Below are 15768 nucleotides of genomic sequence, written 5' to 3' on the forward strand. Positions count from 1 at the left end.
GCGCACCCGCCACCAAGTCCGAGCCCGAACCAGCCACTACCGCACCCGCGCTGCCCGCGCTCACTCACCGTGAAACCGCCGGCTGTAGTACTAGGAAGGACGGGGAGCTAGTGCGGCATGCGTTGGGCGGCGGGGTGGGGACTCGCTAGTCCCGTTGCTTCGCACATGGCCGGTTAGCGTGAACTACCCGGATGCGCCGCAACCGAAGAGGCTCTGTCCAATCAGGATGCGCTCGAAGCACCACAACCGAGACCCTCACCTTCCCCGTTGCTGCCCGCTCGGTGTGGGAGACTCGCACAGCGGCCGGGCTGGTTCCCAACCCCCGTGGGAACCAGCCCGGTCGCTGTCACCGGTCGGCTATGCGTTGTCCTCCGGCGTCGCCAGACGGTAGGTGCGAGGGCGCTCGCTCATCTGCTCGGCGATGCCCTGCCGGGCGAGGCTGACCAGCGCGTTGGCGATGGCCCCCGAGGACTTCTCAATCACCCGGCTGATCTTGGTGGCGGTGAACGCCTCGCCGGGATGCGCCTGGAGGTGGTCGATGACCATGTCCCGCAGCCCTCCGGGCGCGAGCCGCTTCTTCTCACCCGGCAGGATGATCGCTTCCGTCGGGGCGGTCTGCCGCCCGGCGCCCGCGGGCAGGGCTGGGGCGTTCGTGTCCCCCGAGCCCTCGCTGTTGTCCCTGTTGTCCGGGCCGTCCTCGTTGCCGTTGTCGGTGTTGCCGTGTTTGGCGTCCTGCGGCGCCTCGGTTGCCGGGGCTGCGGCATCCGCGTTGCCGTCGTCCGGCGAGGTGAGGGTGTCCGGTGTGGTCTCAGCGACAGCGGCACCCTCATGGTCCGTGCTGTCGCCGTCCGGTGCGGCGCTGTGCGTGTCCGGGGCGTCCGTGACGCCGCTCTCCGGCAGGCTGCTCGCGGGTTCCGGATGAGCGGGAGCGTCGCCGCTGGTCTCGGGAGTGGGTGAGGCGCGCCAGCGGTCGGGGGTGCGGCGGGGTCCGTCGTGGCCGCCCGGGGTGCGTACGGCCAGGCCGTGTTCCTCCAGAGCGACCAGGGCCTTGCCGGTGGTGGAGCGGCCCAGGCCGGCGGCGAGCGCGAGTTCGGCGGCTGTGGCCTCGTCGTCGCCGGTGAGTTTGACGAGTTCGGCGTAGATCGCGGCAGGCGCGCCGGTCAGTCCGGCCAGCGGTTCGGGGATGGGGACGGCGTGCAGGGTGCGCGTGCCGTCGGTGGTGGTGTCGGACATGAGGGAACCTCGCTTTGCGTGAGCATGTTGAGTGGTGGAGGTCCCCGGCCGGGGTGGCCCGCATATGCGGGCCACGGACGTTCGCCGGGCGCGTGCGCATCGCGATGTCTCCCGGGCGAACATGACCGTGGCACGAGGGGGTTCACGCATCCCCGTGAACCCGCTCGGTTCGTCGGCCACGACCATGGACGCTCCGCTCCGCCAGGAAGTCAAGCGGCCCGATCGCTTTCGGATCGGACCAGCTCAGAGCGGTGTCACGGTCCGTCGGGCGCATGTGGGACGAGGGCGCGTCATCGATCGGTGAGCGGGCGCCAAGAGATCCCGTACATCGGATCCGATCGGCACCGGGAGCGGATCGGGCAGCGGGCCAGGATGGTTCAGCGGTCCGGGCGCGGCGGATCGGGGTGGTGGGTTAGGAGCTGCTCGTGCAGGTGGCGTGCGCGCCGCGGTCCGATGCGCAGATCGGTGCGCAGTCGCCAGATGCTCGCCGGTTTCCCGGTGGCGGCGCGGGCGGCGTCGTCCAGCGCGATGGCGCGTGGCCACACGTCGGCGTCTATCGCTCTGTTCCTGGCCGGTAGGGGGTTGGTTGCCAGGGGCCGATTTTGGGGCGCGTCGTCGCCCGCGTAGCGTCTGTCCTGGTCGAAACCGGTGGTGGTGGAGGTGTTGTCCGGCGCGGGGCCGGGATCGGGACTGTCCTCCGGGAGCTGAGGGTTGTGGGGATCGGGGGCGTTGGAGTCCCGATCGGTGTGCTGTGGGACCGATCGACGAGCGGTCATAGTGGGCCGGGTGGGGTCGTCGACCGGATGGGTGGTGTCGATCCGGTCCAGGAGATCGGTGACTGTCCTTCGGTAGGCGGCGATCGTTTCCGTCAGGGCGATCAGGAGCAGGGCCGGGGTCAGATGCAGCAGGACGGCTGCCGGATCGGCCCGCCGGGGCCAGCCGATTTGCTCGTCGGGCCATAGCGACTCCCAGGTGTTCATCAATGCGGCGGTGCATCCGGCACCCCAGCGCAGCGCGGTCGACCAGGCCGGTGGGCGGATGCCCCAGGAGGCCAGGCGTGCGTCCACGTACAGGACGCCGGCGAGCGCAATGCCGATCATCGGGTCGAGGAGGACCGCGATGGGCAGGGGAACGTCCCGGCTGGTGGCGAATCGGGTGACGTTGACCGTGGTGAAGGCCAGGGTGAGGACTCCGACCGCGCACAGCACCCACGTCATCGTTCGCAACAGGCCGATCGCCTCGCGGGCCGGGATGCGTGTCACCGGGTGCTGTCTCCTCGTAGCGAGGGTCTTGTCGCGCCTTGGAAGGAGAGTGAGTCGGTGCGGCTGGGACCTTGGCGTACGACGGCTCCCGGGTGCGGGGCGTCGACAGCCTGGCCTCCTCCGATGTAGAGCGAGACGTGGGTGATCGTGCGGGGACTGGTGCCGAAGAACAGCAGGTCGCCCGGGGCCAGTTGCGCGCCGTCGGGGAGACGGGGGCCTGCGTCGTACTGGTCCTGGGCGACGCGGGGAATGCTGATCCCCGTGGCGCGATAGCTGGCCTGGGTCAGGCCGGAGCAGTCGAAGCCGCCCTCGGCCGGACCGTCGCCGCCCCATACGTAGGGGGTGCCGAGCTGGGCGCGGGCGAAGGCAACGGCGGTGAATGCTGCCTTGGTTGGGGCTGCGGCTGCGGCTGCGTAGCTGTCGGCGATCTTGAGGACCCGGTCCGCGTAGGCGTCGTCGTGGTTGTAGTGCCAGATGGCGCGAGGTAGGTTCTTGCCGTTTTTCGCGCCGTTCGCGCACAGCAGCCGGGCTGCGGCGTAGGCGGCGTCGACCGGGTCCCACGGCGTGGGCGGGTTCTTCCTGCCGGGCGGTACGGGGTAGGCGTACGACTTGAAGGTGGACGGGAGGAATTGCATCGGCCCCACTGCACCCGCCGGGGACCTCATGGTGGGGCGCCGTGCGTGGTCGGTCTCGACCTTGCCGATCGCGGCGAGGATCGTCCAGGACAGGCCCGGGCATTCGGGAGCGGCGCGTTGGTAGAGGGCGAGCATGTAGGCGGGGATGTCCGCCAGCGCGTGCCTGCTCGGCGAGGCCGCCACGCTGCCGCCTGAGGACAGTCCGCCCAGCAGCGCGGCGATGGTGAGGGCAGCCAGCGTCGGCAGGGCGAGGAGTGTGCAGCCGATGCCTCCGGCGGCCTTGGTGAACAGGGAGCTCACGCTTCAGCCTCGGGCCTTGGTGGGAGCGGGGGTACGGGGAGAGTGAGGGCGGTGTCGGCGTCGGTGGGCTCCAAGTCGGAAGCCGGACCGAGCCGGGACCAGCGGGCGGCGAGGCTGGTGAGGGTGGTGCGGCGGGTGTCACCGGGGCCGAGGGGGCTCCACCAGGGGCCCCATGGGGTGGATGTGGTGAAGTCCGCGGACGCGGTGGCGATGTACAGGCCCAGTTCGCGGGCGGGGGTGGCGAGGCGGTGGCGGAGTGCCTGGTCTCGGGATGCGGTGCGGGTGTGGATGAGCAGGGCCGGTCGGGTGCTTGTGGCGTTGGCGAAGGTGGCGTAGCCGGTGAGTTTGGCTTCGACGCGGGGCAGGGGCTGGCTGCCGGTGTCGTATTCGAGGAAGAACGGGAGGAGTTGGTTGCTGTCGTGCCAGTGGGCGTAGGCGTCGGGGCGGATGATGTCGCCCCAGCGTCGGGCGCAGGAGCGTTCGGACAGCCAGAGCGACAGGCCGGTCTGCGGGGTGGTGTGGGCGTGGGCGGTGAGGTGGGTGAGGAGTTCGTTGACGCCGAGGTCGTGTCCGAGGGAGGGGGAGTAGGCGATGCGGCCGGTGTGGCTGGGGCGCCAGCCGAGGTCGGCGAGGTCGCAGCCGGTGTGGGCGGCGAGTACGGCGGCGCCGGCGGGGCCCAGGGTGTAGTGCTCGGGGGCGGAGCCGGTCTCGGTCAGGGGGCGGAAGGAGTCGAGGACGGCGTGCTGGTGCAGGGTGCGCAGACGGCGCTGGGCGGAGCGGAGTGAGGTGTAGGCGAGGTTCGCGATCTGGTGGGTGGTCAGGACGCGGTGTTCGTGGAGCATCCGGGCCAGCCACAGGTCCCGGGCCGTGAGGATGCGTGTGAGGGGCGTCTTCGAGGTCCATGACGAGGTTTCGTGCGGCCTGGTTTACCCGTTGCGTGGTGGGGTGTGCCGTGGTGTCGAGGATCCGGATGCGGCGGGTGGCATGCTCGATGACCGCGAGGATGTACTGGCTTGGGCCGGTCAGAGTGACGGTGTCGATGAAGTCGCAGGCCAGGGTTGTGTCGGCCTGGGAGTGCAGGAAGTGGGTCCAGGTCGTGGTGGCCCGGTTGGGTGCGGGGTCTATACCCTCGGTCTTGAGGATCTCCCAGACGGTGGAGGCGGCGACCTTGATGCCGAGGGTGGCGAGTTCGCCGTGCACTCTGCGGTAGCCCCACGACGGGTTCTCCCGGACCAGGTGCAGGATCAGGACGCGGATCGAGCGAACGGTGGGCGGGCGGCCCGGCCTCTTGGGTCGGCAGGTGCGGGCGTGGCGCTGTTTGATCAGGTCGCGGTGCCATCGCAGTACGGTGTCGGGTTGGACCAGCAGCCGGAGCCGACGCAGAGCCTGGCGCGGCAGCGGCACCAGCAGAGCTGCGAGGAAGGCTCGGTCTTCCGAGGTGAACTTCACCCGGTCCTCCCCGAGCTGCCGCTTGAGGATCATGATCTGGTGGCGCAGGGCGGAAATCTCCGCGTCCTTGTCGCGGTCGCTCATCGGTAGCAGCCGCAGCGCGGCGAACGCGTTGGTGATGGTCAGGTAGGCGAGACGAAGCAACACGAGTGCTCATCCTGCCTCAGCACCGAACAAGCTCCTGAGCTGTATGGATGACATTTTCGGCAGCCGCAATGTCGAGTCGAGCCGTCTCGTCCAGGGCCCGGCATCCCACGTCTTCCCGGAGGTGGACCGGGTGGCGTCGTGGGTGAAGGGGCAGGGGATGCCTTCCTGGGCGAGCTGGGAGGCGATGGCCTTGTCGCTCATGCCGTCGACGTACATTTGGAAGATCCGGGCCACGACGGGGGCTGTGGCGGGGTCGGGTTCACATCATCGTCCCCTTGGCCGTGGTGGCCGAACTGGACGAGCTCAAGCACACGCTGCGCGACAAGAAGGACCGCGAGACGATCCGGACGAAGACCCGCCAGCTCAGGGCGGCACTGCACGGCGTCAAGCCCGGCAACGTGGCCCAGCTTGCCGGCAGCGTCACCATCGCCGTGCTGCCCCACGCCGTCGGGCACCGCAGAACGCTCGTCAACGACGAGGAGATCTGCGATCGGGCCGTGCTGTTCACTGACTTCGGCTCGTCAAGGTGACGCTGGTTCGTCGAGGGGCAGGCCGGTGCCGGCCATGAAGCCGTCGAGAGTGCCGGGCCGGTTCTGAAGGCGTCTGAGCCGGTTGTGTGCGAGCACACCGGCGCTCTTCCACCCTCGCGGTGCACTGCGGCACCGGAACCTCGGCTTCACTGTGCAACTTGCCACTCCGGACGAGGCGTTGCAGGTCCTAGAGTGGCTTTCGAACGCAGACCGCGCCTCGGTCAACCTGGCCCTACTGCTGCGCGCAAGGGCAGCTCAACCAGCGACGCACGACTGTCCGGGGAACGCCGACGGGCTCCCTGGCACGCTCGATACGGTGATATTGCAGTTCCGTGCGTGGCCGACTGGAACCGGCTGCTCGTGACCCCCTTCGGGACCCATCCGTCCTCTCGGCAAGAAAGCATTCGATCATGAAACTGCGCCGTTTACTCACCCCCTCCGTCGCGGCTGCCCTTGCCGTCCTCGGATTAGCCGGCAGCGCCACGAGCGCCCACGCCGGCGACGGCCTCCCGGACTACTGGGCGGTGATTACTACCGACAATCACGTCGGTGTCTACTGGCAGCCCTACGACACGCCCGCCAATAAGGTGGGCCTTACCGACGACAGCAACGGAGGCTCAGTGTTGATCGATTGCTGGGTCTCCGCCGGCCAGGTCGGCACCGCCGGGGACGTGTGGTACCGCACCTGGAAGGTCAACTACCCGCCCCCCGGGGGGGCCACTGTCACAGACAGAGACACCAACCCGTGGTGGACCTTCGCTCCGTATGTCAACGGCGCATGGCACTTCCACAACCACATCGTGCCGCCGTGCTGATGACGCCCTGAGCTTGCCGACGTCGGCCCGACCATATGGCCCCTGCTGCAGGGGCCCGAGCTTCGGGGCACGCTCGACCGCGTCCGGAAGCGGGCCGTAACGGGGTCGCTCCAGGCGTCCCGACCGGCCCGGAACCGCAGCTCACGGTGACGGATTGAGCCGACTTCGAAGCAGAGTCGCAGCAGGACCACTGTCAGCAGGTCCCACACCACGATCAGCGGGGCCTTCAGCAGTTGGTGGGCGCCGTCCGGCAGGCGGATGTAGTCCGTCTCGCCCAGCGAGCGACGCTCGCCCCTGCGGCCGGCATGCCGACGCAGCCGGTAGCACAAGCGGGCGGGCCCGGCCGGAAGCACAGCAGCCCGGCCACCGGGAGCCGTCCCGCGACAGCGGGGTGCCGGTCTCGGCGGTCGGCTGGCAGGCCGGCGCCTTGACCTCTGCGACCTGCACGGGGTGAAGCGGAGCGGATGTCCCGGGCGTTTGCCGTCGGCCGGGGCGGGCAGGCCGCCGTCGGCAAAGCGGATCCGCCAGGTGCGCACGGTGTCCAGGCGTACTCCCGTTTCGTGGGCGATGCGTGCGTTGCCCCGCCCCTGGGCGGCGTGCAGCACGATCTGTGCCCGTACCCGGTCCTGGTACGTGGGCCTGTATCCGTAAGGCGCCTTCTTCAGGCGATGCCGTTCGGCGGCGGTCAGGACTATCGGGCGCGCGGCGGCAACAGGCGTGGAGTCACCCAGCTCCTGGTTGCCCCCAGGCCGGCGCCCGCACCGGGAAACTTCCCTGGGCCTACGCGACGGCTGTGCCTACCCCGCCGCCGGTAGTGTCATCGTGCTCTCCCGGCTGGGCCGGCGGTGGCGCGGCACTTCGCCTGGCTCGGCCAGTTCGAGGGCGCGTAGCGCCAGCCACTGGTCATGGATGGCGCTGGGGGACCGTAGAAGCGAGCGTTTGAGTAGCGCTTCGCTACGTGTCAGGCGCTTGCGTACCGCGGATGCCGAGATGGACAGTGCGGTCGCGGTCGGGCCGATGCGCGCGTCGAGACCCAGCCAAGTGGTGAGGGTCTCCGCGATGCATGCTGGGACGTCGGGCGCGGTGACAGGACGGAACTGTTGTCGGGCCCACGCCCCGACACGGGGCAGCGACAGGAGCTCGTCCAAGGTGGGCAGCGTCTTCCCCGCCCGTGCTGCATCACCCTCTGGCGGGGGCGGGATGTCTGCCGCGGTGGTGCGCAGAGCGAGTGCCATTGCGGCTTGGTCGGCGAGCCGATGCAGGTCCAGGCCGAGTAGTTCTTGGATGCATGTCAGGCGCGCGCTCAGGGTGTTGCGGTGAATATTCAGGTGGGCCGTCGCACGGGCGTGGAAGCTGAGCCATGACGCGGCGGTGGCCAGCAGTTCCGCGCTGTCGGGGTCCTGGGGCCGCCTGGCGCGGTGGGCGCGGATCGGGGAGAGGAAGGCCTCGGCCCAGGCCGCCGCAGCAAGCCCGATGGTCAGTGCCAGGTCGGGGCTGGCCATGAACGAGGCCCACCGTTCGGGGCGGCCGCGTGCGGCGGCGAGAGCATGGAACGCCTGGGCATAGCCGGTGGCGGTCTCCCGCAGGGGCACGGCACTGCTCTCTCCGATAAAGCAGGCGGCCGCCAGCTCGGGGGGCCAGACCCGGGCCGGTGCGCTGTCACCGGGCGCAAGCATGAAGAGGTGGTCGGCGTACACCGGGCACGGCACGATCCACGCGCCTTCGGCCACATCGGTCAGTTTTCCGAGCAGTTGGCCGCGAACCCGCGGCGGGCCCTCGATGACGTACACCCGCACCGTCGCGGGCAGGGCCGGGCGCAGCGCCCCCGCGATCTGGCGCGCAACGGATGTATGGCCGTTCAGCAGCAGATGCAGGACTGCTTCGCGCGTCCCGGCTTCGGCGATTTTCAGCCGACGCTGCTTCCGCCGGGTCTGTTCCGCGAGCCAGCTCAGACTCAGCCCGGATGTGGCATCCGCAAGGAGGAGCGGCAGTTCAGGTGGGGCCGGCTGGGGCACAACGGCAGCGAGAAGGGGCGCGGCGGCACCCCTCGACCCGTCGAGGGGAAGGACGATGCAGGTGAGTCCGTCCTGGTCGATGGCAACGGACCCCAGCCGCCGCTCAGCCAACACTCGCGCACCGCTCATCGCGAGACCACGCTCGGCGTCGCCGAGGGGAGCGTGGGGCGGGCAGGTCGGAGTACCCGCGGAGTTCACCAGAAAGACGGTGGCGCCGGTGCGGCCCGCCAGCCAGCGAAGCACCGGCCCGGTGCCGCCCTTGCGGGCGGCACGCTGTAAATCCAGCACGTCGTCGGCCCGTCGAATCCGTCCGACAGCCGGCGTGTCCGCACGCGGATCACCGTGCATCTCGCCCCCCGAGAGACTCGCAAGTCGGTTCGGTCGCAGAGTAGGCAGGCGCTGGCAGGAGCACAACACGGCTCGCTGTGCAGATCGACGCCGGAGGGACCGCTTCACGGTGCAGACAGGTACTTCGCACCACTCGCAGCCGTCATAGCGTTCTGGTGCGCCATCGACCACGGCGCACTGCACCTTCCACACTCAGGGGGAATCCATGAGACTTCACCACAGGCTGGCCGCGATCGTCGCGGCTGTGGGAGCACTGCTCAGCTTCGGCGTCGCCACCGGCGTAGGTGTGGGCACCGCGTCGGCCACCAGCTTCGTCTGCGACCACCTCAGCTCCGATCCGAACGGCGACGCCTGCCCGCACCAGACCACGCTCGGGATCGACCACGCGTACACCACCAACCAGAGCCTCTGGACCCGTGACGAGAAGATCACGGTCCAGAACGACGGCAACCTGGTGCAGTACTGCCTGAACAGCGGCTGGTCCTACGGCCTGAACAAGTGGGTCAGTGCAGGGACCCCGGTGTGGGCGACCGGCACGAACAAGTGGAACGCCGTCGGCGGGAAGTTGGTGTTCTGGCACGACGGCAACCTGGCCCACTACGGCGACTGGGAGCAGCTCAACGGCTCGGTCGTGGAGGGCAACGACTGGCAGTCCGCCAGCTGGAGCTCGAACGCCTGGGCCATCCTCCAGGCTGACGGGAACCTGGTGATCTGGGCCAACGGCAGGGCGGTCTGGGCCAACAACACCTACCACTTCTGCCCGGGCTCCGAGCACTACTGGAACGGCTACCGGTAAGCCGCACACCTCACGCGCCGGCGTCCTTCGGAGCCGAAGGACGCCGGCGCGTGAGGACGTCTGCGCAGGGACCGCCGGAGGAGAGCCGGCCGCCCGCCGACGAGGGGCCGTTGCACCCGCACCTGGAGATGCCGACGACGGCCAACGGCCCCCCAGTCGCAGCGAGCCGGAGCCGCACAGTTCACCAGCCGGGATGCCCGCCACGCTCTCATGACGGACCTCCACGTCCGCGACCGCGGAGCCTTCGCCTACACCGACTCGGGCCGCAGGCCCGGAAGTCGGCCATCGCTGCCTTACCGCACGGTCGCGGTCTTCGGTAGACCCTGCAGCTGGAGTCGCCCTTGCGCCACCACAGCCGTATCGTCAGCGGCCGTCTCCGCTCGGACACACGTCCACGCTAATCACCGGAGCATCGTCGTCCTGGTGGTCGCGGGCCTGCTCGTTAAGGTAGTGGAACTGTGCGTCCCGATCGGGGTGCTGCTTGCCTTCCAGCGTCTTGGCATTGCTCTGCAGGCTGAAGCCCTCCTCGCGTAGCAGGTCGCCCACCGTGTCCGCGCAGATCCTGTGGCCCTGCCGGGTCAGCTGCTCGGCGAGCTTGCGGGTGGATTTGGTTGTCCAGCCACCTTCCGCTTGCGCCACCTATGAGGCCCGGGCCCGAGTTTGTTCACGCGGTGGGCAGGAGAGGCGCCCGACCGGGGTTCTCACCCGCCAGGCGCTTATCCCTCAGGCGGCGGTCAACTGGAGAAGGTGAACCAGTTGATGTTGGTGAAGTCCGACGTGCTGCCTGAGAAGACCAGGTAGACGTCGTGGACTCCCGTGGCGGAGGCGACGATGTTCGCGGGGACGGTCTGCCAGGCCTGCCAGCCGCCGTTGTTGGCGAAGTCGATCTCCGCGATTTTCGTGCCCGTGGTGCTGTCGAGCCGCACTTGGACGGCGCCGCTGACACCGGAGGCCGCGCCCGACGCCAGCCGGGCCTTGAACTGCGCTGGGGAGGTCGAACCGAAGTCAACGGAGGAGAACTTCAGCCAGTCGCCGTTCGAGATGTAGCCCACGTCGCTGCCGCCGCCCGTGTCGGAGCAGCTCTCGGTGGTGGTCCCGCTCTGGGCCGAGTACGACTCGGCCTGGATGGTGCTGTAGGCACTCACGGTGGTCGAGCCGCCCCCCGAACTTCCGCTGGAGCCGCCGGCGCCCAGGGTGATGCTCCAGGAGGTGGGTGCCCCGTCCTGGATGTGCCCGTCGACGGGGGCCGCGCCGGTCGGGCCGACGTCGTCGTAGGGGAAGGCGTAGCCGATGCTGGCGTACTTGTGGACCAGCCGCGCGTAGTGGTTGGTGATCGAGTCCGTGTAGTATTGCGACGGTGTGACGCCGTCGGGCTGGTTGTTCCCGCCCGAGACCAGGAGCGAGCTGCGGTTGAGCGCGGCGGCGAGCCGGGCGGCGATCGCGCCGCGGGCGTCCCCGCCGGAGTTGTAGAGGGGACCGGACGCGCAGCCGAAGATGTCGACGGCGTTCGGCTTGGTGAACGGCACGCCGTTGGTGTTGAGCCCGGAGAAGACGATGGCGTTACCGGAGACGGTGCCGGTGTAGGAACCGATGCTGCCCTGGCCGTTGATGATCAGCGGCGTGGAGGCGTAGTGGCTCCAGACCCGGTTCAGATAGTCGTCCCAGTAGGTGCCGAAGTCCACCGGCGAGTGCGAGGGCGCCATGACGCGCAGTACCCCGCCCGAGGTGTCGGTGACCACCAGCTTGTCCCAGGGGGCTCCGTCGGAGGCGTGCTGGCTCTGGAGGCCGGAGGCGATCGAGGCGAGGGCGCCGGAGGGCAGAGGGCTGACTGTCTGGGTGCCGCCGCTGCCTGTGCTGCTCATCGAGATGGGGAGTGCGACCATGTCGACGTAGGAGATGTTGGCGTAGAGGTTCGCGCTGTTGAACGTGAACTCGCAGAACGTCCAGTTCGTGGACCAGTTGGGGTCCGAGCTGACGAGCGCGGGCTGCACGACGCCGGGCACGGTGCCCGGGTTGACGAAGAACTGGAGTTTTTGGCCGACCGAGAACCAGACGCGTCCGCCGATGACGTAGTCGGTCAGGTTGACGGTGGTGGCGGCCGAGCCGGAGGCGCCGAGCGCGATGGAGTAGTCGGCGATGGGGGTGACCGCGGACGACGGGTTGGGCAGCCGGTTCAGGGTGCCGTTCGCCGAGACGAAGACCGGCCAGCCGCTGCTGTCCGTGCCTGATATGTAGGCGTAGACGGTGTTGGAGCCGGAGTTGTTCGCCAGCTTAATTGGGAGCGAGACTCCCGCCGCCGCCGCGGAGGAGGTCAGCGGCGAGACCGGCGAGAGAGGGCTCAGCGCGGCCGCGCCGGTGAGCGCGCCGACCGCGGTCAGGAAGGAACGTCGCGAAACCACAGAGGCCCTCCCGGAGGGGGTGATTGTCCGTCAACTATGTGACGGTAGTGGAGAGTTAAAATGTTGAGACGTGTCAGGTTCTGCGCGGGGACGATATTGGACCAGACCAATCTCGTCAAGGTTGCGGAGGCACTTCTTCCATGTAACGGCGCGGGGACGTTGCCGGTTCATTCGCCGTGCCGTGCGATGAGGCGTTGTCAGTGGCGGGTGTCAGCGTCGGACGTATGACAGAGACCACGGCCTCCGACTGGCGGTCCTTCCTGCCCAGGTGGAGCGGGGAGTGGGCGGACTCCCTCTCGGACGACGACGCTCCGAGCCTGTGGGGCTCGGAAAGTCATCGCTGCAGCTCAAGCGGCGTATCTGTATTCGTGGATGATTCCGCCGAGGACGCTGGTGCGTAGGAGCCTTTGCGCGTGGGGGTCGTTCCCGGCAGCGGGCTGGTCCTGAGCTTCGGGCGGTCGTTGGTCTCGGGCCCGGTGTGGTCGATGCCTGTTGTAGTGGTGCTGGTACTCGGCGAGGATCTGTCGGGCGTGGCCCTCGTTCATGATCAGAACGTGGTCGAGTGCCTCCCGGCGGATCGTGCCGATCACGCGCTCGCAGTGAGCGTTCATCCGCAGCGCCTGTGGCGCGCTGAGCAGCACCTCCATCTCCTCCGCTTCGAAGACGGCGTCGAAGGAGCTGGTGTACTTGCTATCGCGGTCGCGAAGGGCGAAGCGCAGGGATTCGATGTGGGCGCCGAGATCCGCGGCGAGGTTGCGGGCCTGCTGGGTCGCCCACTGTGCGGTGGGGTGGGCGGTGACGTTGGTGAGGTGGAGTCTGCGGGTGCCGTGCTCGAGGAACACCAGCGCGTACAGGCGCCTGCCGGTCACGGTGTCCACGTGGAAGAAGTCCGCGGCGATGATTCCCTCCGCCTGTAGGGTGAGGAACTCGCGCCGGCTCGGACCGGAGCGGCGTGGGGCCGGGCCGATGCCGGCCGCGTGCAGGATCTGCCACACTGTTGAGGACGCGATCGGGTGCCCCAGCCGGGCCAGCTCGCCCTGGATCCGGCGATGCCCCCACCGGTGATTTTCACGCGCCAGGCGCAGGACCAGCTTCTTGAGCGCGACAGCGGTGGGCGGTCTACCGGTCTGTCGGCGTCGGCCGGAGTAGTCCCACTCCCCGGCGATCAGTCTGCGGTGCCAGGCCAGTAGCGTCCCCGGTGTGACCGGGAAGACGCTGCTCCAGCGGGGGCGCGGTATCAGCGACGACAGCGCGGCCAGTCAGAACCGGTCGGCGGGCTCGTAGCGGATCGGACTGGTGAGTTGCCGCCGCAGCACCGCGTTCTCGTGCCGCAGCACCAGTGGTTCGGCATCCTTGGCGGACTCCCGACGCAGCAGTACCGCTGGCACGGACAGCAGCGCACGGGTGGCCCGGTACAGCAGCGAGGTGATCGCACGTGCAGCATCCCAGCCACTGCCGATTGCTCAGCACGCAGGCTCCCACCTGCAGCGATGACTTTGCGAGCCCCACAGCGTGGCTCCTTTGGGGTGCGAGGTAGTTGTCCTGGCGGGCTCGGCTGATCATTGGGGTCGCTTGCGAGGCAGGCGACCGAGAGGTCCGGTGGACCTACAGGAGGGCGGCGTGCCAGCCCGTGACGACCGTGTCGTGGGTCGCCTCGGCGCAGCCCAGTAGTCGCCACGAGGCCGGTGACCAGGCGAACACGGCGTCCTGGCCGAACTGCCGGCCCAGAGCCCTGGCCTGGGCGTCGTCCATACCCACGACGGCAGCGCTGATTTCGCCGTGGGTACCGGCCGCGTCACCTCCGACGGCCGGCCACCACCGCAGGCCTCGAAGATCGAGGATCCGCACCAGTTCGTGTTGCGCCCGGAGATTGGCCCGCACGGCGGTGTTGCGTCCACGGGGGTTGAAGGCGGTGACGATGTGAATTGTGTGCGCCCTGCCGAGCGGATACGGAAGATCCGACACGCCGTCCGAGGGACCCGGCGCGACGCGGATGCTGTACGCGGGGAAGGCGATGTCCACGACCGCACGCCGATAGTTCGCCCACTGCGTGGGCTCGGCGGAATGAGAAACGGCAGGCACAGGAGTCTCCTTGGTAAGGGGACCCCCTTACCTGCCGGCAGGGAGATCTACGGGCCGCTGATGCGGGACGATCTCAACTACCAGGTGCTGAGCACCCGGCGGCCGTGACGATGCCACACGGCCGTGTTCCAAGTCCAGCGGCTCTCAGGGCTTACCGGGTCACCTCATGGCTCGGATCCGTCGCTTCTCCCACAGCCCCGGCCCCGTGGCTGAACCAGATGCTTTCCAGGCCCTCCATGACGCCATGCAGCTTGTTCAGCGGGAACGTGATGCCGCGACCGAAGGACTCTGTCGACGGGCTGTACTCGCGTACTTCCGCACAGAGCCCAGCCTCGGGGTACTCGTCAGAGGACCAGACGGTCTGACATGGATCTCCTTGTCGGCGGCAGCCTGTACCCGCGCATGCACCTCACGCTCGATCTCGCTCAACTCATCTCCGTCCCGGTCCTTCCATACGTGGTCCTCAGGGTAATAAGGCCACGACGTGCAGATACGGTGAGAGGGTGCTTGACAGAACGACAGTCCCTGCCGGTCCGGGAGGAAGTGGAGACGGCGGTGGGCATGTATCCGATGGCGAACCCGGAGAAGTGCCCGAGGTGCGGACGGGATCTGCGCGAGCGTCCGCGACCCGAGCGGGTGGCTCTTCCGGACTTTCCCGGAGAGACGACGTACGGAACCGATCCGGTCTGGGGGGCACGCTGGCACGTGTGGGACAAGACCTCTCCAATGCGGAGCAAGGCCTGGCCCTACGTGGTCGGAGAGGAGTGAAAGCTGTTGCGCGCCCGAACGCTTCCCACCGCGCCAAGGCCGATCAGGGAGGCCACGTTGGTCGGGGTTCCGTGACGCAGCTGAATGGTGGCGGCTGTCGCCAGGGCGGCACTGACGAGCTGGGTGTGATCTCCGATGAGGATCCGCGCCTCTCGATCGATCTCGGCGCACAAGGGGGCACTCGAGCTTGTACTTGTCCGGGCCGGCGCTTTCAGACTCGGTGATCTTCGGCTGCAGGCCGTTCACCCTCGGTTCTGGTGCTACCCGCTTGCGAGGGCGTGGGCTCACCGGTTCATCCCTAGTTTTCGTAGTCGATGCGTTCGCATTCTCCCTGGGTGAGGGACCAGCGCCGGACAGCGTCGGCGCCGACGACCTTGCGACGGCCGGTGGTGCGGGCGCTGTCCGGCCGCGGATCGCCTCTCTGGACGATGCTGGATTGCCGTTCGCACGGTGAGGCGGCAGACGTTCCACCACGGCCTGAGAGGGAAGGATGGACGTGAGCGACGAAGGAGGTCCGTCATGAAATCCGGAGCCCCTGACTACGACGATTGGTACTCGCGCACACCCTCGCAGGCCGAGGGCGAGCGGGATGAGGCGGGCGAGCGTACCGCAACGGAACAGCACCGGGACGTCCCCCGGAGCGAGCCGTCCCAGGCGGAGGGCGAGCGGGGAGACGACGCCTAGCGCCACCGGACGATCCGTCGCCGGGGCCGGGTGAGGGTGCACTGAGGAGGTTGCGCCCGAGCTGCACGATCCAGTCCGCGGTCGGGTGCGCAGTGACACCGAGGATCCGGATGCGCCTCGTGGAGTGCTTGATGGCCGCGAAGACGTACAGGCGTGCTCCGGTCAGGGTGCGGACCTCGAACAGATCGCAGGCGAGCAGCACCTCGGCTTGTGAGGGGCCTCGCGTTCTCCGGACAGGCTTCTGACCGTTTATTTCACCCGGCGATTCGCAACTTCTCGTACTCGACGTGGACTTCACGCGGAGG

Annotated in this window: 14 protein-coding genes and 7 pseudogenes; 5 read left to right on the forward strand and 16 right to left on the reverse strand. The window is 68.8% G+C overall.

The features are described from left to right. Window positions 1-357: 357 nt before the first annotated feature. The 6 genes and pseudogenes from ABTY98_RS41390 to ABTY98_RS41415 form a co-directional block, all read right to left on the reverse strand. Window positions 358-1233, reverse strand: a complete 876-nt coding sequence (locus ABTY98_RS41390) for a hypothetical protein (protein WP_352226339.1) — start codon at window positions 1231-1233, stop codon at window positions 358-360. A 377-nt stretch (window positions 1234-1610) separates the two neighbouring features. After that, entirely contained in the window at window positions 1611-2495 is an 885-nt protein-coding gene (locus ABTY98_RS41395; RefSeq protein WP_352226340.1) for an extensin, read from the reverse strand. Next, a complete protein-coding gene (locus ABTY98_RS41400; RefSeq protein WP_352226341.1) occupies window positions 2492-3430 on the reverse strand; it encodes a C40 family peptidase in 939 nt (312 codons plus the stop codon). Before ABTY98_RS41400 ends, ABTY98_RS41395 begins: the two co-directional genes overlap by 4 nt. Beyond that, a complete protein-coding gene (locus ABTY98_RS41405; protein ID WP_352226342.1) occupies window positions 3427-4272 on the reverse strand; it encodes a replication-relaxation family protein in 846 nt (281 codons plus the stop codon). The genes ABTY98_RS41400 and ABTY98_RS41405 overlap by 4 nt, the downstream gene beginning before the upstream one ends. Window positions 4273-4318: 46 nt before the next feature. Further along, window positions 4319-5026: pseudogene (locus tag ABTY98_RS41410) on the reverse strand (transposase family protein); the annotation flags it as partial. A 6-nt stretch (window positions 5027-5032) separates the two neighbouring features. Then, window positions 5033-5266, reverse strand: a pseudogene (locus ABTY98_RS41415) (recombinase family protein); the annotation flags it as partial. 26 nt (window positions 5267-5292) lie between these two features. Between ABTY98_RS41415 and ABTY98_RS41420 the strand changes: the two are divergent. Continuing rightward, window positions 5293-5556 carry a hypothetical protein gene (locus tag ABTY98_RS41420; protein ID WP_352226351.1) on the forward strand — a complete coding sequence of 88 codons (264 nt, stop codon included), beginning with the start codon at window positions 5293-5295 and terminating at the stop codon, window positions 5554-5556. Here ABTY98_RS41420 and ABTY98_RS42455 read toward each other — a convergent pair. Then, window positions 5548-5649 (reverse strand): annotated as a pseudogene (locus tag ABTY98_RS42455) (transposase); the annotation flags it as partial. The gene ABTY98_RS41420 and the pseudogene ABTY98_RS42455 sit on opposite strands and share 9 nt — an antisense overlap. 317 nt (window positions 5650-5966) lie before the next feature. Here ABTY98_RS42455 and ABTY98_RS41425 point away from each other — a divergent pair. Continuing rightward, window positions 5967-6371: a hypothetical protein gene (locus tag ABTY98_RS41425; protein WP_352226353.1), complete on the forward strand. Its 405-nt coding sequence runs from the start codon at window positions 5967-5969 to the stop codon at window positions 6369-6371. Window positions 6372-6562: 191 nt separating this feature from the next. Here ABTY98_RS41425 and ABTY98_RS42460 read toward each other — a convergent pair. The 3 genes and pseudogenes from ABTY98_RS42460 to ABTY98_RS41435 form a co-directional block, all read right to left on the reverse strand. Beyond that, window positions 6563-6750: pseudogene (locus tag ABTY98_RS42460) on the reverse strand (IS630 family transposase); the annotation flags it as partial. Between the two features lie 85 nt (window positions 6751-6835). Continuing rightward, window positions 6836-6976: pseudogene (locus ABTY98_RS42465) on the reverse strand (helix-turn-helix domain-containing protein); the annotation flags it as partial. Window positions 6977-7168: 192 nt separating this feature from the next. Continuing rightward, complete coding sequence (locus ABTY98_RS41435; protein ID WP_352226344.1) at window positions 7169-8734, reverse strand: helix-turn-helix domain-containing protein; 1566 nt, start codon at window positions 8732-8734, stop codon at window positions 7169-7171. 205 nt (window positions 8735-8939) lie between these two features. Here ABTY98_RS41435 and ABTY98_RS41440 point away from each other — a divergent pair, with 205 nt between their 5' ends. Continuing rightward, entirely contained in the window at window positions 8940-9530 is a 591-nt protein-coding gene (locus tag ABTY98_RS41440; protein WP_352226345.1) for a hypothetical protein, read from the forward strand. 390 nt (window positions 9531-9920) lie between these two features. Here ABTY98_RS41440 and ABTY98_RS41445 read toward each other — a convergent pair. From ABTY98_RS41445 to ABTY98_RS41465, 5 genes and pseudogenes are all read right to left on the reverse strand, one after another. Then, window positions 9921-10148 (reverse strand): annotated as a pseudogene (locus ABTY98_RS41445) (ISAzo13-like element transposase-related protein); the annotation flags it as partial. A 116-nt stretch (window positions 10149-10264) separates the two neighbouring features. Continuing rightward, on the reverse strand, window positions 10265-11929 hold the full coding sequence (locus ABTY98_RS41450) for a beta-1,3-glucanase family protein (protein ID WP_352226346.1): 1665 nt from the start codon (window positions 11927-11929) through the stop codon (window positions 10265-10267). A gap of 347 nt (window positions 11930-12276) precedes the next feature. Then, on the reverse strand, window positions 12277-13188 hold the full coding sequence (locus tag ABTY98_RS41455; RefSeq protein ID WP_352226352.1) for an integrase core domain-containing protein: 912 nt from the start codon (window positions 13186-13188) through the stop codon (window positions 12277-12279). Next, window positions 13189-13317, reverse strand: coding sequence for a hypothetical protein (locus tag ABTY98_RS41460; RefSeq protein WP_352226347.1), 129 nt, complete (start codon window positions 13315-13317; stop codon window positions 13189-13191). Window positions 13318-13534: 217 nt separating this feature from the next. Next, a complete protein-coding gene (locus tag ABTY98_RS41465) occupies window positions 13535-14011 on the reverse strand; it encodes a DUF3293 domain-containing protein (RefSeq protein WP_352226348.1) in 477 nt (158 codons plus the stop codon). A gap of 366 nt (window positions 14012-14377) precedes the next feature. Here ABTY98_RS41465 and ABTY98_RS41470 point away from each other — a divergent pair, with 366 nt between their 5' ends. Both ABTY98_RS41470 and ABTY98_RS41475 read left to right on the forward strand, forming a co-directional pair. Further along, window positions 14378-14779 (forward strand): hypothetical protein, encoded by a 402-nt coding sequence (locus ABTY98_RS41470; RefSeq protein ID WP_352226349.1) that lies wholly within the window; start codon window positions 14378-14380, stop codon window positions 14777-14779. 519 nt (window positions 14780-15298) lie between these two features. Next, entirely contained in the window at window positions 15299-15463 is a 165-nt protein-coding gene (locus ABTY98_RS41475) for a hypothetical protein (protein WP_352226350.1), read from the forward strand. 43 nt (window positions 15464-15506) lie between these two features. On the opposite strand, the pseudogene ABTY98_RS41480 reads toward ABTY98_RS41475, so the two are convergent. Then, a pseudogene (locus ABTY98_RS41480) lies at window positions 15507-15677 on the reverse strand (integrase); the annotation flags it as partial. Window positions 15678-15768: the final 91 nt, after the last annotated feature.

This window comes from Streptomyces sp. NPDC096040 (genome assembly GCF_040303265.1).
In the GTDB taxonomy this organism is placed as follows: Bacteria; Actinomycetota; Actinomycetes; order Streptomycetales; family Streptomycetaceae; genus Streptomyces.